Annotated in this window: 25 protein-coding genes; 14 read left to right on the forward strand and 11 right to left on the reverse strand. The window is 48.1% G+C overall.

All coding sequences use genetic code 11. The annotated features are described in order from the left end of the window. Positions 1 to 189 precede the first annotated feature (189 nt). On the forward strand, positions 190 to 888 hold the full coding sequence (locus OLMES_RS00380; protein ID WP_087459416.1) for a YfbR-like 5'-deoxynucleotidase: 699 nt from the start codon (positions 190 to 192) through the stop codon (positions 886 to 888). Positions 889 to 934: 46 nt separating this feature from the next. On the opposite strand, the gene OLMES_RS00385 is transcribed toward OLMES_RS00380, so the two are convergent. After that, positions 935 to 2,104, reverse strand: a complete 1,170-nt coding sequence (locus OLMES_RS00385) for an RNA-guided endonuclease InsQ/TnpB family protein (protein WP_087459417.1) — start codon at positions 2,102 to 2,104, stop codon at positions 935 to 937. A gap of 496 nt (positions 2,105 to 2,600) precedes the next feature. Here OLMES_RS00385 and OLMES_RS28215 point away from each other — a divergent pair, with 496 nt between their 5' ends. Further along, a complete protein-coding gene (locus OLMES_RS28215; RefSeq protein WP_198343167.1) occupies positions 2,601 to 2,750 on the forward strand; it encodes a hypothetical protein in 150 nt (49 codons plus the stop codon). A gap of 133 nt (positions 2,751 to 2,883) precedes the next feature. Continuing rightward, positions 2,884 to 3,423, forward strand: coding sequence for a hydrolase (locus tag OLMES_RS00395; RefSeq protein WP_087459419.1), 540 nt, complete (start codon positions 2,884 to 2,886; stop codon positions 3,421 to 3,423). A 16-nt stretch (positions 3,424 to 3,439) separates the two neighbouring features. Here OLMES_RS00395 and OLMES_RS00400 read toward each other — a convergent pair whose 3' ends face one another. The 3 genes from OLMES_RS00400 to narL all read right to left on the reverse strand — a co-directional run bounded on the left by OLMES_RS00400 (position 3,440) and on the right by narL (position 5,639). Continuing rightward, entirely contained in the window at positions 3,440 to 4,141 is a 702-nt protein-coding gene (locus OLMES_RS00400) for a bacteriohemerythrin (RefSeq protein WP_157678074.1), read from the reverse strand. 70 nt (positions 4,142 to 4,211) lie between these two features. Next, entirely contained in the window at positions 4,212 to 4,838 is a 627-nt protein-coding gene (gene mobA / locus OLMES_RS00405) for a molybdenum cofactor guanylyltransferase MobA (RefSeq protein ID WP_087459421.1), read from the reverse strand. Positions 4,839 to 4,952: 114 nt separating this feature from the next. Then, on the reverse strand, positions 4,953 to 5,639 hold the full coding sequence (narL, locus tag OLMES_RS00410) for a two-component system response regulator NarL (protein ID WP_087459422.1): 687 nt from the start codon (positions 5,637 to 5,639) through the stop codon (positions 4,953 to 4,955). Positions 5,640 to 5,982: 343 nt separating this feature from the next. On the opposite strand from narL, the gene napF reads away from it, so the two are divergent. The 6 genes from napF (at position 5,983) to OLMES_RS00440 (ending at position 10,638) form a co-directional block, all read left to right on the forward strand. Next, a complete protein-coding gene (napF, locus tag OLMES_RS28985; RefSeq protein WP_408635167.1) occupies positions 5,983 to 6,426 on the forward strand; it encodes a ferredoxin-type protein NapF in 444 nt (147 codons plus the stop codon). A 57-nt stretch (positions 6,427 to 6,483) separates the two neighbouring features. Next, the gene (locus OLMES_RS00420) at positions 6,484 to 6,804 is read left to right on the forward strand and encodes a chaperone NapD (RefSeq protein ID WP_157678075.1); all 321 of its coding nucleotides are present in this window, start codon (positions 6,484 to 6,486) and stop codon (positions 6,802 to 6,804) included. Then, positions 6,801 to 9,293 (forward strand): nitrate reductase catalytic subunit NapA, encoded by a 2,493-nt coding sequence (gene napA / locus OLMES_RS00425; protein ID WP_087459425.1) that lies wholly within the window; start codon positions 6,801 to 6,803, stop codon positions 9,291 to 9,293. Before OLMES_RS00420 ends, napA begins: the two co-directional genes overlap by 4 nt. A 94-nt stretch (positions 9,294 to 9,387) precedes the next feature. Beyond that, positions 9,388 to 9,834, forward strand: a complete 447-nt coding sequence (locus OLMES_RS00430) for a nitrate reductase cytochrome c-type subunit (RefSeq protein WP_087459426.1) — start codon at positions 9,388 to 9,390, stop codon at positions 9,832 to 9,834. A 21-nt stretch (positions 9,835 to 9,855) separates the two neighbouring features. After that, on the forward strand, positions 9,856 to 10,452 hold the full coding sequence (locus OLMES_RS00435) for a NapC/NirT family cytochrome c (protein ID WP_087459427.1): 597 nt from the start codon (positions 9,856 to 9,858) through the stop codon (positions 10,450 to 10,452). 45 nt (positions 10,453 to 10,497) lie between these two features. Then, the gene (locus OLMES_RS00440; protein ID WP_087459428.1) at positions 10,498 to 10,638 is read left to right on the forward strand and encodes a TIGR02808 family protein; all 141 of its coding nucleotides are present in this window, start codon (positions 10,498 to 10,500) and stop codon (positions 10,636 to 10,638) included. A gap of 82 nt (positions 10,639 to 10,720) precedes the next feature. Here the strand turns inward: OLMES_RS00440 and trxA are convergent, their stop codons facing one another. Further along, the gene (gene trxA / locus OLMES_RS00445) at positions 10,721 to 11,047 is read right to left on the reverse strand and encodes a thioredoxin TrxA (protein ID WP_087459429.1); all 327 of its coding nucleotides are present in this window, start codon (positions 11,045 to 11,047) and stop codon (positions 10,721 to 10,723) included. A gap of 366 nt (positions 11,048 to 11,413) precedes the next feature. On the opposite strand from trxA, the gene ppx reads away from it, so the two are divergent. Continuing rightward, complete coding sequence (ppx, locus tag OLMES_RS00450; protein ID WP_269767736.1) at positions 11,414 to 12,952, forward strand: exopolyphosphatase; 1,539 nt, start codon at positions 11,414 to 11,416, stop codon at positions 12,950 to 12,952. Positions 12,953 to 13,027: 75 nt separating this feature from the next. Here ppx and OLMES_RS00455 read toward each other — a convergent pair whose 3' ends face one another. Next, positions 13,028 to 14,953, reverse strand: coding sequence for an ATP-binding cassette domain-containing protein (locus tag OLMES_RS00455; RefSeq protein WP_087459431.1), 1,926 nt, complete (start codon positions 14,951 to 14,953; stop codon positions 13,028 to 13,030). Positions 14,954 to 15,053: 100 nt separating this feature from the next. On the opposite strand from OLMES_RS00455, the gene OLMES_RS00460 reads away from it, so the two are divergent. From OLMES_RS00460 to OLMES_RS00470, 3 genes are all read left to right on the forward strand, one after another. Next, positions 15,054 to 15,665 (forward strand): TIGR02444 family protein, encoded by a 612-nt coding sequence (locus OLMES_RS00460; protein WP_157678076.1) that lies wholly within the window; start codon positions 15,054 to 15,056, stop codon positions 15,663 to 15,665. A 61-nt stretch (positions 15,666 to 15,726) separates the two neighbouring features. After that, positions 15,727 to 16,173, forward strand: a complete 447-nt coding sequence (locus OLMES_RS00465; protein ID WP_157678077.1) for a DUF4124 domain-containing protein — start codon at positions 15,727 to 15,729, stop codon at positions 16,171 to 16,173. Positions 16,174 to 16,342: 169 nt separating this feature from the next. Then, on the forward strand, positions 16,343 to 17,047 hold the full coding sequence (locus tag OLMES_RS00470; RefSeq protein WP_087459434.1) for an FKBP-type peptidyl-prolyl cis-trans isomerase: 705 nt from the start codon (positions 16,343 to 16,345) through the stop codon (positions 17,045 to 17,047). A 118-nt stretch (positions 17,048 to 17,165) separates the two neighbouring features. On the opposite strand, the gene OLMES_RS00475 is transcribed toward OLMES_RS00470, so the two are convergent. From OLMES_RS00475 to OLMES_RS00485, 3 genes are all read right to left on the reverse strand, one after another. Continuing rightward, positions 17,166 to 18,140, reverse strand: coding sequence for a WD40 repeat domain-containing protein (locus OLMES_RS00475; protein WP_087459435.1), 975 nt, complete (start codon positions 18,138 to 18,140; stop codon positions 17,166 to 17,168). Positions 18,141 to 18,434: 294 nt separating this feature from the next. Then, positions 18,435 to 18,908 carry a sigma D regulator gene (gene rsd / locus OLMES_RS00480; protein WP_087459436.1) on the reverse strand — a complete coding sequence of 158 codons (474 nt, stop codon included), beginning with the start codon at positions 18,906 to 18,908 and terminating at the stop codon, positions 18,435 to 18,437. A 339-nt stretch (positions 18,909 to 19,247) separates the two neighbouring features. Continuing rightward, positions 19,248 to 19,763, reverse strand: a complete 516-nt coding sequence (locus OLMES_RS00485; protein ID WP_087464273.1) for a disulfide bond formation protein B — start codon at positions 19,761 to 19,763, stop codon at positions 19,248 to 19,250. A gap of 246 nt (positions 19,764 to 20,009) precedes the next feature. Here OLMES_RS00485 and OLMES_RS00490 point away from each other — a divergent pair, with 246 nt between their 5' ends. Next, positions 20,010 to 20,432: a flagellar basal body-associated FliL family protein gene (locus OLMES_RS00490; protein WP_087459437.1), complete on the forward strand. Its 423-nt coding sequence runs from the start codon at positions 20,010 to 20,012 to the stop codon at positions 20,430 to 20,432. 30 nt (positions 20,433 to 20,462) lie between these two features. Here OLMES_RS00490 and rmf read toward each other — a convergent pair whose 3' ends face one another. Both rmf and gshA read right to left on the reverse strand, forming a co-directional pair. Then, positions 20,463 to 20,663, reverse strand: a complete 201-nt coding sequence (rmf, locus tag OLMES_RS00495) for a ribosome modulation factor (protein WP_087459438.1) — start codon at positions 20,661 to 20,663, stop codon at positions 20,463 to 20,465. A gap of 347 nt (positions 20,664 to 21,010) precedes the next feature. Further along, positions 21,011 to 22,618, reverse strand: coding sequence for a glutamate--cysteine ligase (gene gshA / locus OLMES_RS00500; RefSeq protein ID WP_087459439.1), 1,608 nt, complete (start codon positions 22,616 to 22,618; stop codon positions 21,011 to 21,013). Positions 22,619 to 22,715: the final 97 nt, after the last annotated feature.

Raw genomic sequence — 22,715 nt, forward strand, 5'->3', positions numbered from 1 at the left:
ATAATGAAACAATAGCGAGTGAATACGCAAAACGCTAATTTTAACCCTAATTCAATCAACAATTGAGTTTTGGGTGTTGGTGGTTCCGACTTTATGCTTTGCTCTCTCCTACGAAAATATGACTACCCTGATTATTAAGGGAAGCGCGTTTTTTAATTCCGTAAACGAAATCAAGTAAGGAAAATAACCATGCTGACACTCCGTGATATTGTCAGAAGCGGTCATGTTGTGCGTTGGAACAGCGTAAAACATGGCCGTCCCCAGTATCTCGCAGAGCATCATTATATGGTGACAATGATTGCTCGTGCACTGGCGCGAAAAATACTGAGCGCTGATTACTACACGACTGAAAAACAGATTCTACTGGTCGATTATTGCCTGAATCATGACTTGCCAGAACTCCTTGCCGGTGACTTGCCTTCAGTCAGTAAGCGGAAACTGGAAATGATGCTCGGTGAAAAGTCTGCGGTGTTCAAAGAGCTGGATTATGAAATACACCCGCCTTTGCGCAAACTGGATCAAAAAATCAAGGACACACCCTTAGCGGTAATTGCGAAACTTGCAGATTGGGCAGATGCCATCATCTACATACAGCAGGAGGGGGCGGGTAACTTTGAGACCAAAATCTGTCGTCAGATCATTGATGCTTTGATCCAGAGCATGCCGGATGATCTCGGTGTAACTGAGAATTTGAAAGCGCACATGGAGCAATTTTTTTCCCAGCCGCTAACCCATACCCATGGCATTGAACTCAAACTGCTGAAAGCATACCAAGAGAAGGTCGAACAGGCTCAAGTGCGCTTTCCGGAGTTCGATTGGAAGCCTGCCCATGGTGTATTGAGTGAACTTTTAGAGGGTGAAGACGCTCAAATTAAATTTGAGTATTAGCGTCATGTGACTGCTCCCCACCCTGTCAGGCAAGGCTTCCAACTTCTTAGGCTGCAACCGGCGCGTGGCTGGATTTACGCAAGCCTCCATTGGCAGGAACCGACAGTCCTTCGGCCCTTAATTTGATAATGCCCTGCTGGCGGATATTGAGCGCCGCATTTACGTCACGGTCAAGCTCTGCTTTACAGGCAGGGCACGTCCAGTGACGCACAGACAACGACAGGGACGCCATCTTGTGGCCGCAGCCGGAACAGGTCTTGGTGCTGGCGAACCATTGATCAATTTTGACCAGGTGCTTGCCTTGCGCCTTGGCCTTGTACTCCAACTTCTGAATCAAGCTGAACCAACTCGCGTCAGCAATATGCTTCGCCAACTTCCGATTCTTCAGCAGGTTTTTAACTTTCAATGTCTCGACTGCCACCGCTTGGTTTTCGTCAATAAGCTGTCGGGACAGGTTGTGCTGGTAATCCGCACGGGCATTCGCGAGGTGTTCATGTGCCTTGGCAAGCTTAAGGTGAGCTTGTGCCCGCCCCTTGCTTCCCTTCTGGCATCGGGAAAGGGCTTTTTGCTTGCGTCGAAGGTTGGCGGCGGCACGTTTCAGAAAACGGGGATTCGCTATTTTCCTACCCTCTGAGTCGATAGCGAGGTGAGTAAGCCCCATATCAAGACCCAACACGGTATCGACTGTTTTCATCGGCGCGGGTGTTTCTACGCCGTCATCAAGCAGCAGCGAAGCATAGTATTTTCCCGTCACGGTACGTGACAGGGTGATGCTCTTGAGCTTCCCTTTTAAAGCGCGGTGTACTCGCGCATTGATTGGCTCCATCTTCGGCACTTTGATCCAGTTATCCCCCGCGCTGATACTTGTGCAGTGGTAACTGGATTGTTTGCCGTGCTTGCGCTTGAACTTGGGGTAACGAGCGGAGTGCTTCGGGTCGAAGAAGTTCTGAAAGGCTTTATCCAGGTTGATACAGGCTTGCTGGAGTGCAATCGAGTCAAACTCCTTGAGCCAGTGATACTTGCGTGACTTTTTTGCCACCGCGAGCAGGGGCTTAATATCTTTCTTGGCCTTGAGCTTCAGGCCGTGGCGTTTGTACTGAGCACTGATGACATGCAAGGTCTTGTTGTACACGAACCGCGTAGCACCGAACTGGCGGTTGAGAAATTCCGCCTGTTCAGGCGTTGGGTAAATTCTTACTTTGGTCGCTCTCAGCATGCTGTAAGTATATACAGTAAATTATGGAAAACAAGAAGTTCTCCGAACTTCCCGCTTATATCCCCGCCCGAGTGGGCGAGGGTTTCAGGGCAACCTAGCAATAAATGATCAATTTTATTGAGCGTTATTTGAACGTTTAGGTTGAAAAATATTCAGTCACAGGCCATTTTGAATGGAATCCAATGGATTATTCAATGCTCCTCGCAGAGCAACAAGCCCTTTTGCTTTGAGTCGTTCTTGTATGATCGTGAATTGATCGCAACACGATCAAATTGATTAATTATTGCTAGGTTGCTCTGGCGAGGGTTTACGCGTGCATATGCTAACTGTTGACATCGCACAGCATTTGTACTGTAATTATCAACAGTGTATATAACGACAGTAAACAACTGGTTGCCTCAAATGTATTCAAACGATGTTGAGTTCCAGTTTAACTGTTAACCCTGAAAGTTTAGTTGAAGTACGCGTCGATAATCGTAACAGCGAGGGAAAAAAGATGAATGTTTCCATGAACGGTGATGTGATTCGTGTTCAAGTTCCAGTTAACCAACAGGTTGTTGCTTTTTACTATAAGAAAGTCGGGTTTGAGTGGGTGAAATACAAGCGTGAGCGGGTGTTGCGTGTTGTGGGAAGTGAGCTGCATTAAGCTATTCCGCTCTGGACGCTGCTGTCGCTTCTGTACTATCGTTGTCGATAATGTTTAAAGTTTAACGTCAATCACTTGATCGAAAGCCAAGGGTGATATGACGCAGATCGGACAATGATATACAGGAAAAGCCATGTTAAACCGTGATAATGCCATTTTGGTTGTTGTTGATGTGCAGGGTAAATTGGCACAGCTTATGTTTGAAAAGAGCGCTCTTTTCAAAGGTCTGTATCAGGCCGTAGCGGGTTGTCGGATTTTGGATGTCCCGGTTTTGTGGCTAGAGCAGTTGCCAGACAAGTTGGGGTCGACGATTCCAGAGGTGGCGGACCAGCTGCCTGATCTTCTGCCCATTGCCAAGTCCAGCTTTGGTTGCATGGGCAGCATCGAGTTCCGTGAAGCGCTTTATACCTCTGGCCGGAAACACATTATTCTGTGCGGGATTGAGACACATATCTGTGTTTACCAGAGTGCTGTGCAGTTACTTGAAGCGGGTTATGAGGTCACGATTCTTGAGGATGCCACTTCATCCCGTACGCCGGAGAATCGTTCATTGGGCGTGCGAAAAATGATTTCGAAAGGTGTGTCACCGTCTTCCGTGGAGATGTTGTTGTTTGAATTAATGGGCGATGCGACAGATCCTGACTTTCGGGAAGTTGCACTGCTGATCAAGTAGCGGCTTTCGTTATTGCTCATGTCTCAGGCGTCGATTTACCTTTTAACGATTTCGCTGATGCAGAAAGAGAATTAATGGCATTATCCAGTGCTTTCAGTTGGCTGTTCACATTTTGGATACGGGATTTGACCTCTGTTTCCGGCGGTGTGAGATCGTCCAGAATCTGGTTCAGGGAGTCCATAAGATCTTGAACTGTCGCTCCGAATTGCGCATCGAATTCGATAACTTGATCTACAATTTGATGATCGGCGGTCTGCCCGTGGTCGGTGGGGGTGGTTTCCTCATTCAGGCTTTTTTCCAAAAAGTCGACATGGGCATGATCGATCAAGTGATCAGCGAGCTTGCGATCCACTTTGCAGATATGATTAATGAGCCAGTTGGTTAGAAACGCGAGGATAATTTGTCCGTCAGCCTTGGTCGCGAATGAGGCGGATTCCGCAACGGATGTAAGTTCATTTACAAAGCGCTGGTGCTGCGCTTTGTGGCGCTCGGTACACGCCGTATCATAGGTAAACTCTTCCATGAGCGACTCTTCCATCTGGAAGTGATAGCGAGTGTATTCAAACAGGTCCTCGAAAATAGCTCGCATATGATCAGGGGAGGCATGATTGTGGACTGCGTCATCCAGCTCGTTGATCATTGCGACCAGTCGTTTGTGTTGTTGATCGATTTTGGGAATACCGGTTGCGTAAGCAGGTTGCCATTCGAAAATTGCCACTACCAGTCCTCCCAATCGCGTTTAATTCAAACGTTATTAAAGCCTTTCGCACAGTATAGCGCTGACCTATTCAATCTGTCTGATCAGATTCAGCCGGAATCGTTTGCCTCAAGGTATCAAACTCCTGCGGTGAATTTATATTCAAAAATTCGTTCTGACGATCTTGAAAATCAACTTCGACCACGTTTTGTTGATAAAGCCACATCATCATTTTCCGGTCACCTGAGCCCAAAAACTGTTCCAAGGAGTGTTTGAGCCCTGTTGGAAGCAGAAGATGCATGGGCTGTAATCTGTTGCCATCATGGGCGACAAAAATTGTGTTCTCGGGCGGCGTAACGGTATCGTTCAAAGCCTGCAGCATGCGGATCGGGTAAGATTGAGTCAACAGCGGTGTATCACAGGGCGCAATCAAGACGTAATCGGCATCGGTTGTAGTGAGAATTGCCTGAAGCCCCGCCAATGGTCCCTGATAATTCTCCAGTTCATCCTGTATGATCAGATCTGCAATGATTCCATAACGATGGGCATTTCGATTGCAATTGATAATAAGCTGGTCGATGTAAGGTCGCATTTTGTTCGCGATGTGTTCAGCAAAGCGTAGTTTACCCCACTCCAAAAGGCCCTTGTCAGCACCACTGAGTCGGGAACCCATACCCCCCGCAATTATCGCTCCATCGATGATCTTGTCTCGTTTCATGTTATTTTAACTTTCGTGAGTGGCTGTCTGGCCGGCGGTAAATTATGGCCATTCAGGCGTATATAAATCTTTGATCTGGCGCAATAATTACAGCGAGCAGGGGTGATGACCCCCTTATTTTATGTTTTGTTCCATCGCCCAGATAGCCGCTTCAACTCGGGATCGCATTTTCAGTTTCTTCAATAAATTTTTCACGTGAACTTTTACTGTGCCTTCGGCTATGGTGAGTTCCCGGGCGATCATCTTGTTACTGAGTCCGGAAGCGATCAACGACAGAATCTGTTTTTCCCGATAGGTCAGGTTTTCAACCGCGCGATTAACTGAAGAGTTGTTGTCTTTGATAGCTGTGGCCAGTATACCGGCTAAATTATCACTGATTGCGAGCTTTCCATTTACAGCTTGTTGTATATAGGAGACTAATTCTTCTGGTTCGGTATCTTTCAAAATATAACCATCGGCACCGGCTTTCAGGGCACTGACGACATCTTCATGATTATCGGAAACTGAAAAAATTACAATTCTGGAGAAAATATCACGACTACGCAGTTGCCGGATGGTTTCAATACCATCCATCCCTTTCATATTCAGATCCAGCAAGATCAAGTCGGGTTCAAGCTTCGTGGCGATTTCACAAGCTTCCTCACCGGAGCTGGCTTCTCCAATAGATTGGAATCCTTCTTCTAACTGCAACAGATCTATAACGCCTTTTCGAAGCATTGGATGATCATCAACGATCAGGACACGGATGGGTTCGTCCGACCCGGCTTTGGAGTCGGGAAGGTCTGTCTGGTTTGGTGTCATTGGTCTGGTTTTACCCCATGTTCTTCAGATAACTCGGACACATCGCACGCGCGTGGGCACTTTGTTTCACTCATTCATATCGTAATTATAAGTCAGTAGACCGTGATGGGAACCGTTGTCTGTCAGTCTACCGACTACAACATAGTACAACATACCTCTGTATGGGTAGAGCTTGAGTTAAATTGATGGATGTCAATTGTTAAAGGGCTTAAAGGGACTAGTGTAACAGCAGTATAAATCAGACCAATCTCAACGGTAGTTCTAAATGTCGGTTGCCATAACAAGACGGAACTTGCTTCGAGCGAAGATTAATCCGAAGCAAGCGTTGTTACCACCATGGGCTATGACGGAACAAGCTGATGGCTTTTTCAGTCGTTGTACTCGCTGTTCCGAGTGTATTCAGTCTTGCCCCGAATCGATACTTGAAAAGGGGGATGGCGGTTTTCCTCGCGTTAACTTTCGCCTGGGGGAATGTACTTTCTGCGGACTTTGTGAAGCTCAATGTCCCTCCGGAGCATTAGACCGGAGACAAGGGTCGGAGCCGGGTACCCAATGCCAGCCTTGGGATTATGTTGCTGAAATACAGAGCCAATGCTTGAACTTGCAAGGTGTAGTTTGCCAGCGTTGTGCAGATCCGTGTGAATCACGAGCGATCCATTTCACACCGCGAATAGGTGGTCCTGCACTGCCCGGAATCGAGCCTGATCTATGTACAGGTTGTGGTGCGTGTGTGAGCAGTTGCCCAGTGGACGCTATCGAGATTAAAGCTGATCAGTATTCACAATGATGGTTTTGACCCCAGGCGTTTTTTAAAAAATAAAAATTGCAAGAAAGAGGTGAGAAGTTGAGAGAACCTGCAGCGGTACAGTCAGAGCATACTCGTGGCCAATATTCTATCGCAGGCGTGCTTGTGCACACCAAGTTGGAACGAGCAGCGTTTGTAGAACATGATCTACTCCAGTTATCGGGGGTCGAAGTGCATGGTGTCGAAGGCGGCAAACTTATTGTCACAATCGAAGAATTTCCGGGTGACAAGATACTGCTCTCACGTATCTCGGAGATTAATGCGATACCGGGCGTTTTGAACGCCTCATTGATTTACACCGAAAGTGAACCCAATTGTGAATTGGCTGATTCAGGCTGCAATTCGGAGGATGAGAAATGAAGTTAAGCAGACGTGCATTTATCAAGCATAATGCGGTGGCGGCCACCGCAGCCGCAGCCGGAGTCTCTATCCCGGCAGCTGGATCGAATTTAATCACCAAAGCCAGTGACACGGCAATCAACTGGGATAAGGCTCCGTGTCGTTTCTGTGGTACCGGCTGCAGTGTTTTAGTCGGGACTCAGAATGGACGCGTGGTTGCGACACAAGGCGATCCAGAAGCTCCGGTAAACCGCGGGCTGAATTGCGTGAAAGGTTATTTCCTGTCGAAAATTATGTACGGGGAAGACCGGTTGACCAAACCTTTGCTGCGGATGAAGGATGGACGTTATGACAAGAATGGTGAATTTACGCCTGTGTCATGGGATGTAGCCTTCGATGTCATGGCGGAAAAGTTTAAAGCCACATTGAAAGAAAAAGGTCCCACTGCGGTTGGCATGTTTGGCTCCGGGCAATGGACGGTGTGGGAAGGGTATGCGGCTTCGAAGCTCTATAAAGCAGGATTCTTGTCCAATAACATTGACCCTAATGCACGACATTGTATGGCATCCGCAGTAGGCGGTTTCATGCGCACATTCGGCATTGATGAGCCGATGGGTTGTTACGATGACCTGGAGGCGGCTGATGCCTTTGTGCTGTGGGGCTCAAACATGGCAGAGATGCACCCCATTCTCTGGTCACGATTGACCGATCGACGCCTCAGCGCGCCCCATGTGCAGGTGCATGTCTTGTCCACCTTTACCCACCGGTCTTTCGAACTGGCTGATAATCCGCTGGTATTCAAACCACAGACTGATTTAGTCATTTTAAACTACATCGCAAATTACATTATTCAAAACAATGCGGTGAATCATGATTTTGTAAACAAACACACCCGGTTTCGTGAAGGGGTAACGGATATCGGCTATGGACTGAGACCTGAGCACCCGCTTGAAAAAGCCGCGGCAAATCCGGGTGGCGGTGGATCCAAGGATATGACGTTTGAGGCGTATTCGAAATTTGTATCCACATACACGCTGGATTATGCCCATGAGATGACCGGCGTGCCAAAAGAAAACCTGGAGAAACTGGCAAAGGTCTATGCCGATCCGAACACCAAGGTGACCTCGTTCTGGACAATGGGATTCAACCAGCACACCCGTGGCGTGTGGGCGAATAATCTGGTCTATAACATCCATCTGCTCACCGGAAAAATTTCGGAGCCGGGTAACAGCCCATTCTCCCTTACGGGCCAACCATCTGCTTGTGGCACCGCTCGGGAAGTCGGAACCTTTGCCCATCGATTACCCGCAGATATGGTTGTGAAGAACGAAAAACATCGCCAGATTGCGGAAAAAATCTGGAAGTTACCGGAAGGAGCCATTCCGCCGAAGCCAGGTTACCATGCGGTATTACAAAACCGGATGCTGAAAGATGGCAAGCTGAACGCCTATTGGGTGATGTGTAATAACAATATGCAGACTGCACCCAACATGAACGAGGAAGGTTATCCCGGCTATCGTCATCCCGATAACTTTGTGGTGGTCTCAGACCCGTATCCGACTGTAACGGCACAGGCTGCGGACTTGATTTTGCCTACTGCTATGTGGGTTGAGAAAGAAGGGGCTTATGGCAACGCTGAGCGCCGGACACAGTTCTGGTATCAACAGGTCAAAGCGCCTGGTGAAGCCAAGTCCGACCTTTGGCAGTTAATGGAGTTTTCGAAACGATTCAAGGTGGAGGAAGTTTGGCCAGAAACCTTGCTCGCGAAAAAGCCCGAGTATCGTGGAAAAACACTTTTTGATGTGCTTTATGCCAATGGTCAGGTTGATCAATACGGCCTGGGCGAAATCCCGGACGATCGACTCAATGATGAAGCCAGGGAATTTGGATTCTACGCTCAGAAGGGGTTGTTTGAGGAATATGCTGCTTTCGGACGCGGCAAAGCCCATGATTTGGCGAATTTTGATCGTTACCATCAGGAGCGCGGTCTGCGTTGGCCGGTAGTGGATGGAAAAGAAACACTGTGGCGTTTCCGGGAGGGTCATGATCCTTATGTACCGAAAGGTGAGGGGATTCGTTTTTACGGCAAGCCTGACGGCAAAGCCTGGATTTTTGCATTGCCTTATGAGCCACCAGCGGAATCGCCAGATTCTGAATATGACCTATGGCTCAGTACCGGACGGGTATTGGAGCACTGGCACAGTGGCACCATGACGCGCAGAGTACCTGAGTTGTATCGGTCATTTCCGGATGCCGTGTTGTATATGCACCCGGAAGATGCAAAAGCGCGCGGCCTGCGCCGAGGCGAGCAGGTCAAAGTGGCTTCCCGCCGGGGTGAAGTGCTGACACGGGTGGAGACTCGCGGGCGCAATAAACCCCCCAAAGGGCTGGTGTTCATGCCATTCTTTGACGCTCAGCAGCTGACTAACAAGTTAACACTGGATGCAACCGATCCGCTGTCCAAAGAAACGGATTTCAAGAAGTGTGCTGTGAAAGTAAGCAAAGCTTAATGGTTTGCATTAAACAGAGTTGTGTAACTTTTGACCAAGGCTGTCCGGTAGCCAATTTCCGGTTCCGGATAGCCTTCCAGGCGGAGAAAAAGTCATGAAATATTTCAAAACATTATGGGTCGTGTTGCTTATTGCGGTACCTCTCGGTGCAAGTTTGCAGGCCGATACCGGGGGAGTGAGTTCCTTGCGAGGGGATCTTGATCTGGATAAAAGTGCGGCAGCGAGTGATTTCAAAACAATTCCAGATGATCGAAAGCCTTTACATCGGGACTATTTACATCAGCCCCCTTTGATCCCACACCAGATCCGGGACTACCACATTGATACCAATAGCAATAAGTGTCTTTCCTGCCATAGCTGGGGTAATTACAAATCCAGTGGAGCGACTAAAATCAGTTTAACTCATTATGATGCTCGAAATGGCCAACAGCTTTCTGATGTTTCACCGCGGCGGTACTTCTGTCTCCAGTGTCACGTACCTCAAGTGAACGCCAAGCCACTGGTTGGTAATCAATTTGAGTCGGTTGAGTCGATGAACTAAGAGAGGAATGGGAGTAAGACCATGTCTGAGAAAAAGGGGATAATGTCCCGGTACTGGTTGTTGTTGCGCAGACCGAGTACCGTTGCAATGGGAGTGGTTCTTCTGTTTGGCTTTACTGCCGGTATTATTTTCTGGGGGGGATTCAATACGGGACTGGAAATGACCAATACCGAAGAATTCTGTATTGGTTGCCATGAAATGGAAGAAAACGTCTATAAGGAGTATGTTGGAACAATCCACTATACAAACCGTTCCGGTGTGAGAGCAACTTGTCCGGATTGCCATGTACCAAAAGACTGGACACACAAAATCGTGCGAAAAATCCAGGCAAGTAAAGAAGTGTGGGGAAAATTGACCGGCTATATCAATACCCGGGAAAAGTTTGTCGAACACCGGCGGGAAATGGCCATGCGAGAATGGCAACGGATGAAAGAAAGTGACTCACGGGAATGCCGAAATTGTCACAACTTTGAGTTTATGGACTTCACCGAGCAAGGTCGCAGGGCCGTCAAACAGCACTCTACTGCACTGGCGTCAGGTGAAAAAACCTGTATTGATTGCCATAAGGGGATTGCTCATAAGCTGCCCGATATGGAAGGCGTGGAAGGCTGGCACTAGCATTTTACAGAATAACGCGATTCTTAATCTCTGGAGGAATGGTAAATGAGCGCGCTGGAATCGATGATTTGGACAATATTGGGCTATCTAACAATGCCGGCGGTGTTTATCGTTGGCTTTGTTGTTACTGCCGTTGTGTTGTGCTTTGTACTGGATGTAACGGGTAAAGGTGCTGAAGAGCCCTGACAGTCCGTTGATTGCTGAGTAACGCAGAGGGTCTGTGGTGACAGACCCCTGGCGTGGCAGATTTTCGGTCGAATAATGCGAATTACAAGTTGCTGTCCAGAAACGCGGTCAACTGGGACTTGGACAACGCACCGACTTTGGTTGCATCCGGATTGCCGTTTTTGAACAGCATGAGCGTTGGAATGCCCCGGATATTGAATTTTGGCGGAGTCTGTTCATTGTCTTCAATGTTCAATTTGCAAACTTTCAACTTGTCACTGTATTCTTCTGCGATTTCTTCCAGCACTGGCGCGATCATTTTGCATGGTCCGCACCATTCCGCCCAATAGTCAACTAAAACGGGCGTTTCTGAATTTAAAACTTCGGATTCAAAGCTGTCATCAGTGACGTTGATAATTTTATCGCTCATTGTGTTTTCCTGGTCTGTTTTTTTCTCGGATCTGTGTGCAAGAGTAATATGTTCCGAGGCTTTAGGGCAATCTCTATTTAATCGGTGTTACAAAAATTGCGCAAGCAATTCATAAACCGATGCAATTTAATGCGGCTTTTTATCGTTGCCTGCTATCATAATTGTGGTTTGCCCAGCTTAACGTTATCCGGAGCCAATCGTCGCTGGAGCCCTGCTGAAAAATCTTTGTTACCATATTACGATGGTTTTTAGTTGAAATTTCAATAGCGAACACACTACGATTTAGCCATCAGCGTTCTTCCCGAGTTACCGGAGGCACGTGATTCACTACGCATTATGAAGCTGGATGTGAGGAAATCAAGTTCTGTGACTACAAACACCGAGTTGAATCAAGAAGTATCAGACCAGAATCACTTGTTTGCAGCAATTGATTTGGGTTCGAATAGTTTTCATATGATTATTGCCCGACTGGTACATGGAGAAGTGCGTGTGCTGGAAAAAATGGGTGAGAAAGTCCAGCTTGCTTCAGGTCTGGATGAACACCAAAATATCGCTCAAGAAGCTCAGGATCGGGCTTTGGAGTGTTTAAGCCGATTTGCACAAAGGCTCAAGGGCATCGAAAAAAGTGCAGTCCGGCTGGTCGCAACAAACACGTTGAGGGTGGCCAAAAACGCCGCTCAGTTCAAGCGTAAGATTGAATCCATGTTGGAAATCCCGATGGAGGTGATTGCCGGTCAGGAAGAGGCTCGACTGATTTATCTCGGCGTGGCTCATACGCTTGCAGATGACAGTGGTCGTAGATTGGTAATGGATATCGGTGGCGGGAGTACCGAGTTTATTATTGGTGAACGGTTCGAAGCGAAAGAGCTTGAAAGTTTACATATGGGATGTGTTTCATACCGGGAGCAGTTCTTTGCAGATGGTGAAATTACTGAAGTGCAGTTCAATAAAGCGGTGACTGCAGCATCTCGGGAACTGCTGAATATCAGAGACAATTATTTACGCATGGGTTGGCAAGAGGCTGTGGGGGCATCGGGTTCGATCAAAGCCGTAGCGAATGTGCTCAGTGAATTGGATATCTGTCACGATGGTATAACCCGAAGCGGACTCATGGAGCTGAAAAAGCGCGTCATTAGTTTGGGGAACAGTGCAAACCTGGATCAGCTCGGGGTTCGTAAAGAGCGCCTCGGGGTATTCCCTTCCGGGTTAGCCATTTTGTGCGCATCATTCGAAGTTCTGGCAATTGATGTGATGCATTATTCTGATGGTGCGCTGCGCGAGGGTGTGCTTTATGACATGTTGGGACGCATTCAGCATGAAGATGTCCGTGAACGAACAATTCAGGCATTGGCTGAACGCTACCACCTCGACCAGAATCACGCATCCACTGTTGAGCGAACCACCATGATGGCTTATCAGCAGGTGAAACGGGATTGGGGGCTAAGTGCGCCTTATTATTCGGACCTGTTACGCTGGGCTGCGCGCCTGCATGAGATTGGTCTGACGATATCTCACTCGCAATATCACAAGCATGGTGCGTATTTGCTTGAACACTCGTACTTGCCCGGATTCAGCAAACAAGTGCAGAAAAATCTGGCGGTGTTGGTACGCTGTCATCGTCGTAAACTCTTGCCTTTGTTGTTTCAGGATTACAGCCCTGAAGAAGCAGAACCGATGATGCGATTAACACTGTTATTGCGTTTGGCTGTACTGTTGCGCCATGAACGAACCGGTGATGTTCTGGCAGAATTCTGGCTCAATGTGAATCGAAAACAGATCACGATTGAGTTTGCGGAAGAATGGCTCCAGGCGCACCCGTTGACCTTGGCAGACCTGGAAATGGAGGCGGATTATTTGTCTAAAATGGAATTTAAACTTGAGGTCGTAACCCGTCTGGCTGAGTAGCTAATCATCAGAAACACACAATCGTCTTCCTTTGCTTTGATTTTAGAAAGACGATTGTGCGTTTCTTGACGGCCACTAGTTCGCTTCAAGGTGCTCTAATTCTTCACTGAGCTCAAACCATTGCGTTTCGATATCATCCAGCTCTTTTTGGGTGTTGCTTTGTTGCTCCAGGGTATCCTTGAGCTTGTTTTTGTGTGCTTCTTCGTAAATTTCCGGAGCCGAAAGGGTTTCCTCAAGTTGTTTTAGATCGACTTGAAGGGAGCTCATCTTTGTTTCCAGCTTTGCCAACTGTTTTTTAAGTGGACTCAAGCGTTGTCGCTTCTCGGCTTCAAGGCGCTTTTGATTCTTCTTCTCTTCCGCGGACTGCTTATTGTTTGCGGACTGTTTATTGTTGCTCGCAGGCAGTGAATCCGTGTCTGTTGTCGCGGCTTTTCTGGGTTGTAACAACCACTGTTCATATTCCGCCAGAGAACCATCAAATTCCGAAACGCGACCCTGGTCGACCAGTAAAAACTGATCTACGGTATTCTTCAGCAGGTGACGATCGTGAGAAACAATAATAACTGCACCGGAAAACACCTGTAAGGCCATCGTAAGTGCATGGCGCATTTCCAGATCCAAATGGTTAGTCGGTTCGTCCAGGAGGAGTAAATTAGGCTTGCGCCAGGCGATCAAGGCGAGTGCCAAGCGGGCCTTTTGTCCCCCGGAAAAGCGCTTGACCTCACTGAGCGCATCATCGCCCTGAAAGCCAAATCCGCCCAGGAAGTTTCGAATATCCTGCTCTCGTGCATCCGGTGATAATCGCTGCACATGCAGTATCGGGCTGGCATTCATGTCCAGAGCTTCAAGTTGATGTTGGGCAAAGTAACCAACACTGAGGTGCTTACCCTCATGGCGCTCTCCGGCACAGAGTGATAGCTGTCCCGTCAGACTTTTAATCAGTGTTGATTTACCTGCACCGTTGTGGCCAAGCAAACCAAACCGAGATCCCGGCAATATTGAAAGTTTGACTTGCTCCAGAATGGATCGCTCGGGATAACCGAGTACCGCATTCTTGAGAACCAGCAGCGGTGAGGATAAATTCTCACTCTCGGGGAATTCGAAATTGAAGGGCGAGTCAACGTGAGCGGGGGCAATTTGCTCCATGCGCTCCAGTTCTTTCAATCGGCTCTGGGCTTGCTTCGCTTTGCTGGCTTTGGCGCGGAAGCGGCGCACAAAGTCACCAATCTCGGCGATACGCTGTTGTTGCTTTTCAAAGGCAACTTGCTGTTGTGCCAGACGTTCGGCACGCTGTCGTTCAAACGCAGAATAGGAGCCGCTGTAGAGTCTCAGTTTCTTGTGTTCAAAATGAACGATATGATTGGCGACATTATCAATGAAGTCACGGTCATGGGATATAAAAAGTAACGTACCAGTAAACTCGATTAACCATTTTTCCAGCCACAGGGTTGCATCCAGATCCAAGTGGTTTGTTGGTTCGTCAAGTAGCAGGAGATCGGCGGGTGACATCAACGCCTGGGCCAGATTCAGGCGAATGCGCCAGCCACCAGAAAAGGTGCTCACCGGCCTGGACAAGTCTGCCTGTTGAAAACCCAGACCATGCAACAGTTTTTCCGCACGGTTGCTTGCCTGATAACCGTCAATGGTATCCAGTTCTGCGTGGAGTTTGGCGATGGCATCCATGTTATGGCTTTCTTCAGCTTCCGCGAGCCGGGATTGAATTGCTCTCAGTTTCTGGTCACCATCAAGCACATAGTCCACTGCACTCCGGTGCGTTTCACTGACTTCCTGAGCCATATGGCTGATACGCCAGCTCGAAGGTAGATCAATACTCCCGGCATCGTTGGCGAGTTGGCCCAGTATCAGAGAAAATAGACTGGACTTGCCCGCACCATTGGCACCGACAATTGCAACTTTTTGTCCGGGAAACAGGGTCAAGTCTGCCTCTTCAAGCAGAAATACACCGCCCCGTTGTAAACTGAGTTTATCTATCTTTATCATGGTGGCGGATTTTATCAGCTTTATTCTGCTTGGGTATACTGTCCATAAAGCCGGAATTAAAAAATTATTGAACTTCCCATGCCATAGAGATTTAAATGCCATGCCAGACTACCCTTGGAAATACCACACGGATTCGGATCAAGAGGCGCTATTACTGGACAATCCGTTTTGGGCTTATGCACTCGATAGTTGGCGACTACCGGGTGTCGAAACTGCAGCACTTACGCTGCAGATGCGTTTCAATGGCCATATCAACACGCTTTTATTCTGCTTCTGGTCTGCAGCACAGGCACAATACTGTAGCAGGCAAGTATTCCTGGCCATGCCAACCTGGCGGCAATGGAATCAGGATTTTGTGCAGCCGATACGACAAATGCGTGGCCTAATCCATAAACGCTCGCAAGACTTTAGTGCATACCGAAGTGCGTTGTTGGATCTGGAATTACAAGCAGAACAAATTGAATGTGCACTGCTTTATCGCGCTTGGCTTCGATACCGTAAAGCGTCTCCAGACATTGACTATGAATCGATGCTCCAGCGTGGAATTATTGACTATACTCTGGGCTTGCTGGATGAAAAAGTTCACCTTAAGGATTGGTATACGGCAATTAATGAACTCTATCCGAGACTTTGTAGCTTACCGGCGCCAACTGTGTCACAGTGGATAGAAATGAGTAACGCGCATGTCGGTCATACCTCAGGTGATACCTAGTCATGCGTCGTATGCACCCTGATATCGAGTAGAAACATTTATGAAGTGGATATATCGCCTAATGACATTGAGTATTTTGGGGGGAGCACTGGCATTGCCGTTTTTCATGGACAACCGGCAAGGCGAACCCATGTTGAGTTTGCCCAAATTAAGCGATTTACCTAATGTCGGCTTGGATAGTGGTCGGGCAGCGTTGCCCGATGGTGCGCCTTCCGTGAAATCTGGAGAGGTCTTTTACAAATGGCGGGATCAAAATGGCAGGATGCACTTCAGCAATGAAAAACCAGTCGATGTGGCCAACTACGAGATTGTTGCGGTGGATACCTCTGCCAATACAATTCAATCCATACCGGTTGAAGAGCATTCTGATACCGAAGCAGAAAAGGCCCCGGCAGAGGATGTTGTATCGGTCTCCAATGCGATGAAAGTGATGGAAGACGCAAAAGCGGTGCAACAGTTGATGGATCAGCGCGCAGAGGCGATGAAAGCCATGAGTGAATCAGAATAAAATCGCCCTAACAAAAATTAATGATATTTCAGTGGGCTGCTACTCGACGGTGCACCGCGCAAACTGTTAACCTCACCACTTTCTGTCTGTTTTTGACGGACGTGAGTCTAACCTCGGGGGCAAACACTGGTATTCCCTCGAAGTCATCTAAAATATGAAGGAAATTATAATGAAAAAGCTGGTTCTAGCAGCAGCTCTGTCAACCATGGCGGTGTCAGGCTTCACTGTTTCTGCCGCGAATGCTGAAGAGATTAAACTGGACTCTGACGAGAAGAAAGTAAGCTATGGCTTTGGCGCGATGTTAGGTAAGCGGATGAAAAATGACATGCCTTCGTTGGATGTAGATGCATTCGTTAAAGGTATGACTGATGGTTACAGTGGCGGTAAAGTTCAGCTGAGTGACGCAGAAATTGGCCAGGTTATCCAGGAGTTTCAAATGAAGCAGCGCGAAGCGCAAATGGCGGAATTTGAGCATCTGGCGACCGAAAACAAAACCAAAGGTGACGCCTTTCTCGCAAAAAACAAAGGCAAAGACGGGGTGATCACAACCGAGAGTGGTTTACAGTACAAAGTACTGAAAGCGGGCTCAGGATCCCAGCCAGCGGCTGAAGATAAAGTCAAAGTACATTACGAAGGCAGTCTGATCGACGGGACGGTTTTCGACAGCTCCATCAAGCGTGGTGAGCCGGTAACGTTCCCGGTTGGTGGTGTTATCTCCGGTTGGACCGAAGCATTGCAGCTCATGAAAGAAGGGGCCAAGTGGCAGCTTTATATTCCGGCTGATCTGGCATACGGACCAGGTGGTAACCGGAATATCGGACCGAACGAAGTATTGTTGTTCGACGTTGAACTGCTCGAAGTTCAGAAAAATTAAAACAACTTGGTCTATTCGGGGATGAGCGCTCGCTGTGTCTCCGTATCAAACCCGACATACAGGTCTTTTGTGATAGACCTGTAGTCCCCTCTGTTTTTCATCCTGATCAGTGCAAGTATTATTTGTACAAGCCCATGATGCCATCGGATGAAAGTCCATAGTAGGTGTTGCCGCGACCGAATCCGACACTCATAATTGCTTTACTGGCAGATGCGCCCCAAAACTGCCTGGGCTTACTGTGCCAGGTTTTTAGCGTCTTTCCTGAATTGACGTCAATCAAATGCAGCTGACCCTGAAACGTTCCGAGCAGTAATTTGTCGCCCCGTTCTGAAAACCGTGCGGCAGTGAAATTAACATATCTGAAATCCAGTTTTCTTTTCACCTTGCCACTATTGAGATCCCAAATAATGGTGTCTTCCCTTTGAGCGGCGGAGAATCCATAGCGACCATCCGGTGAAATCGCAACTGATTTAATCTGGTTCTTGTGTTCAAACTGGTGTAGCAGCTGCCCGTTGGACAAATCCCATACCCGGGCAATCATGTCATCTGAACCTGTGATGGCGCGGTTGGCTTCGGCGCTGAAATCCAGGCTCCAAACCGGGGCGTCGTGGTCAAAAAGAAACAGACCTTGCCCGATTTTGAGATCGAAGTAGCTCACCGTATTATTCGGCAGGCTCATTAGTGCGTAGCGTCCGGTATCGGATACCGATAAGGCCAGCACTTTATCTGGCGCGCGCCAGAATGCCAATGATTCACCTGTGTCGGCGTTCCAGACACCGAGAGCGTCATGCTCCGTCGTGCAGGCAACTTTTCCGTCGCCGGAAAGCGCGACAGCTCGAAAGGTACTGTATTCGCCCGCCTTGTGGTTCCAATTGAACAGCCGTTCGCCTTTTTGGGTGTCCCAAAGACTACCGCCATGGTGAATCGAACCGATCACTGCTTTTTCTGATTCTCCGGACAGATCGGCGCTCAGAATACCCTGGGCGGCATATTTCCAGCTTTTGGCGGGTGGTGAACCTGAGTCACAGCCGGTTAGAAATGCACTGAAGAGTAATGCGGAACAGATGTACAGTGAGCGTTTTAGTAAATACATCAATGAAGTTGCGGTCCTGTATTGTGGCTACCAACTTGAGATAAGTGTGAGTATTCTAGTTCAGGTATTGCTGCAATTAAGTGTAGACAATTGGCGAGGGAGTGGACAGGTGAATGGCCGTTTTAGCCCGGTTATGAGTTTATCAGATTCAGATGATTGCTTGAGTGGCGTTGACTACGGTAAGGGTCTCAGCTTTAGCTGGAGAATTAGCAAGTCTTGATCCGGTGGATGCCGGATCAACCAAAACCGCAAACATGTCTGAGCGGTAGTGCAACCGGTTAATAGTGCAACCGGTTAAGCCACCTGGTCGGCGTGAGCGTTGTGAAGTGTCTCAATCAGAACATCTTCCAGCTCAAAGCGTTCTTCAAGCACCTCACCTAACGTTGACAAGTCTTCATGTAGCACAACGACGCCTTTTTCGGACTTCTCGGTGACATCGAATCGGTCGTTAAACTTGAGTGCTTCGCTGGTGGTTTTCTGGATCTTGGGAATAATTTTCTCAGCCAGTTCTACGCCACCATCATTGAATTCTTTTGCCTCGAGAACAAGTTGGTCATAAACCTCGAAGTGGCCTGCAGAGACGTAATCTACCAGAATTTCACATAGCCGTTCCATTTTACGGACAATGCGATCGATGTCGTTCAGGTCTTCCAACTGGGAAATTTCACAAAACTGAACAATCAGGTTTTGCCGTTCCTTAAGCCATCTGTCGATAATGTCGTTAACACCACCCCAGCGTTCTTTTGCGCTCTCGCAATTCTCGAGCATAGTCTCCCCTCCGGTTATTGTCGTTGACTGCGTCTGTTGTTGAGAGCAGTCCGGCGTACGCCAGTTCTCGATTATTGTATTTTATTATGTCGGTGATTGATATTGTGCTCGGCTAATCAATCAGTGTTGGGCAGGATTTAATCATACGCCCATCAGGCTGCTTTCGTCCAGGCCACTCCGGCTTGTCCCGGAGGCTATCTGGCAGAAAGCTGGGTGCAAAATTAACGAAAAAGGGCGGACAGGGCAAGTCTTATTTGCCCTGTTTCTGGTTTTGATAACAATATGTTACAAACGGAAGCTGAGTAGCGCCCTGAGGCTTAATTTATTTGATCTGCAGAATCAATTATTTTGCTCCGCTGAGTTTAACGGCTTTCTGAAAAGATGAGTGATGAATACCAGAGCCATGAAAGAGAACCAGATCAGCGTCCAGGAGGGAATACTCAGTTGCAATACCGGATCCTGCCAGACGACTTCTGCGCAATCTCCTGTACCCATCAACATGTTGGTTAACACCTCTTGCATGGGAAAGACATCCAACATGTAGTAAATGCCAGGGCCGCATGCGGGAACCAAATCCTCCGGCAAATGCTGCAGCCAAACCTGGCGAGCGGCCAGCCCGATACCCGCCAGGGCAACCAGAAATAGCGTTACTCCATAGACCTTCAAACCCCATTGTTTAGGGTTTTGCAGCGCGGCCAATCCGGCGATCAGGCCGATTGCAACCACCACAACACGTTGTGCCATGCAGAGTGGACAAGGTTCCAATTCTTTAACGTATTCGAAATAAAAGGCCACCAGCATCAGTGCGATACAGGTCAGAAAAACAGAGAAATTAATTAATCGAGCGCTGGGCATTTTAATGTTGTCCATATAGCGGCTGTGCAACCCGGTTGGTAGCGTAAGCGTGAACGGAAGTTTGACGATATACCTTGGTTTTTAACAAAAAGACTAATGAGATGAAAGCGTATATCAGGGAAGATACACATTAAATTTTGCTCATGAATTGAAATCTGCACCTGATTGAATTTCTCCACTTTTTTCGCAGATTTCAGCTATGCTATTCATATTCAAATGATTTCGGAGTGACTGAACAGGACTTCTATGAATAAATGGTTGCAAATCGTACCCCTCGCTATATTCCTGTCACTTACTTCTGCGGCGCGAGTGGCCGTTGCAGAGGGCGATGAAACGGCGTTCCAGACGCAATACATCGAAATGAAGCCGTCGTTCGTGACCAACTTTGGTCAACCGGGCAATAAAAAACTGAAATTTGTGAAGGCTGATGTCAGTCTCCGAGTAACGACTCGGGCCAGTGCCGATGCGGTAGAGCACCATATGGCTTACCTTCGCAATGAAATTGTGTTCTTGCTGAGTAGTCAGGCTGAGAGTGCAATGATTAGTGGTGAAGGACAGGAGACTGTGCGTCAGGCAGCGCTGAAGTCAGTCAATGCCTTCTTGCGGAAAGAGGCAGACGGTGCAATGGTTGATGACCTGTTATTCACCAACTTTGTGGTGCAGCGTTGAGGCAATGAAGGCTTGAACGCTTTCCTTTCCCTAGGCAATTTTGTGCACGGATGCTTTTAGATGGCACTCTGACGTACCATCTTCCCAGCCGGCTTCCCATGCTGCGGCAATCACTTCTCCGTGGTAGGGGCAGCGGTTGTTTTCCATTCCCATGAGACCCGCCATGTATCCCTGGCGGTAGGCTTTGTTAAGGGATTCTACGTCCCAGCCCATTGAAAAGTCTTTGGCCATGGCGGCCTCTCCTGTTGCTTACCGTGGCTTGTAACCTTATGAGTGCGTTGCCGTTAAGCGCAGCGGGTTCGGTCTAAGGTGCAAGCAATTTGTTGTAATTGTTATGTAGGAACTGGAGTCAGACCGTGAAATTCAGAATAGTCGTTGCCTTGCCACGGTACATAAAATCGACGCACAGCGTCCCAGTCTCCACAGATTTACAATAGCGCAACATCTCTGAACGGAAAATTACCAAAAGGTAAAAGTTTGTTGCGCTTTGTAATTCTGTGTGAGGCTATGGTTAAAAATTAACACAGCGATTAATTTTCAACAACGTCACTGGTTGAATTTTGTGCGTTGTATAACGGTCAAGACAGGTACTGGTTCAGAAACGCCGAAAAGTCACCGGAATCATCTTGTTTAAGTTGCTGTTCTGACTGGAATGATGTTCTCACCAAGTCTGTGAAATGGGCTGTTTGCTCTGGATCAAGCGGATGCTTGAGGAATTGATGCTGATGTTTCTCAGACAAGACTCTTACGAAATCGATGTATTCCATCGATTCATTATCGAGAATATCCAGGATCATCGCAGATGGTGTTAAATGCGGGCAATGTACTTTGTCCCGTTGTTCCTCAAGGGAGGCGGTGTAACGGTTTGATCCGGAGTGTTGGTCCATTACGGTGGCCAGAGGCGTCATCTTGTCGAGCAGTTCCGTTGCCCATTCGGTGAGGATTTTGGGTTTTCCATTTTGTTGCAGTGCCAGTCCAGGTTTGCGGCCTTCAGATACGGTACTCGTGAAGTTCATATCAACTTCGGCACATTCCGCTTCTTCAATCCACGGACTTTCTTCCAGTAAGCAGAAGAGCAGGAACAAATCCATAAAATCAATCGCGGTTTCATTCACGCCCAGAGGCAGGAATGGATTCAGATCCAGGCATCGAACCTCAATGTATTCGACTCCCCGTGACTGAAGTGCCTGAATCGGCTTTTCACCTCGTTTTGTGGTACGTTTCGGGCGAATCGAGCTGTAGTATTCATTTTCAATTTGCAGAATATTGGTATTCAGCTGGTAGTAGCCGGATTCATCCTTTATCCCGAGTTTTTCATATGCGGGATAGGGGGTACGAATCGCGCACTGAAGCGTTGTCGCATAGTTGCTGAGTTCATTAAAGCAAATACCCAGGCCCGCTTGAGCATTATTGTGATAGCCCAAATCACCCATGCGTAAGGAGGTTGCCCAGGGCTTGTAGAGGGTGCGTTCAAGCTTTGTGCTCAGACCTGTTGCTGCTTCATCAGAGATACCTCGATTGCCTTTGATAAAGGACTTGTCCACTGCAGGTGAAGCGCCAAAAAGGTACATTGTGAGCCAGGAAAAACGACGGAAGTTCCGGATCAGGGCAAAGTAGCGGTCAGATTTAAAGTCCTGCAGGTTGGAATCGGTTGGCGTATGGGGTTCTGCTGCTGAACCTTGCCAGTTTTGATGCCATGATGCCCAGAAGCCATCGCTCAGGGAGAAATTGTAGTGCATGCCTGCGATACTTTGCATGATTTTGCCGTAACGAACCTCAAGCCCCCGGCGATAAACGTATTTGAGGTGCCCCAGATTTGAGTCCCCGTACTGTGCAATATCAATACTTTGCTCGCCATCAAGCTCACAGGGCATGCTGCCCGCCCAGAGCAATTCGCTTTTGAGGTTCGATTGGACAAAGCGGTGCAGGTCGCTCAAATGGTTTAGTAATGACGCGGTATCACTGTAAACGGGTGTGATCAGCTCCATGAGTGATTCCGCATAATCCGTGGTGATTTCAGGATGGGTCAGAGCATGCCCCAACTGTTCCGGGTGGGGGGTCCGGGCAATTCGTGCATCTGCAGCGCAGCGTAAGCCTTCCTTTTCGACACCTTTGGCCAGATAGTGCGGTTCCGATTTGATGCTTTGGGCAAATTGGTTCAGATTACGCTCAAAAAACTCAGCCATGTTATGTCCTGTTGTGTCGCTCTCGGGCTATGCCCCTACCGGGGTAATATCTGTTATTTGTGACTTCGTAGTCAATAAGTTTGGCAGCCAATTCGCT

The organism is Oleiphilus messinensis, assembly GCF_002162375.1.
Lineage (GTDB): Bacteria > Pseudomonadota > Gammaproteobacteria > Pseudomonadales > Oleiphilaceae > Oleiphilus > Oleiphilus messinensis.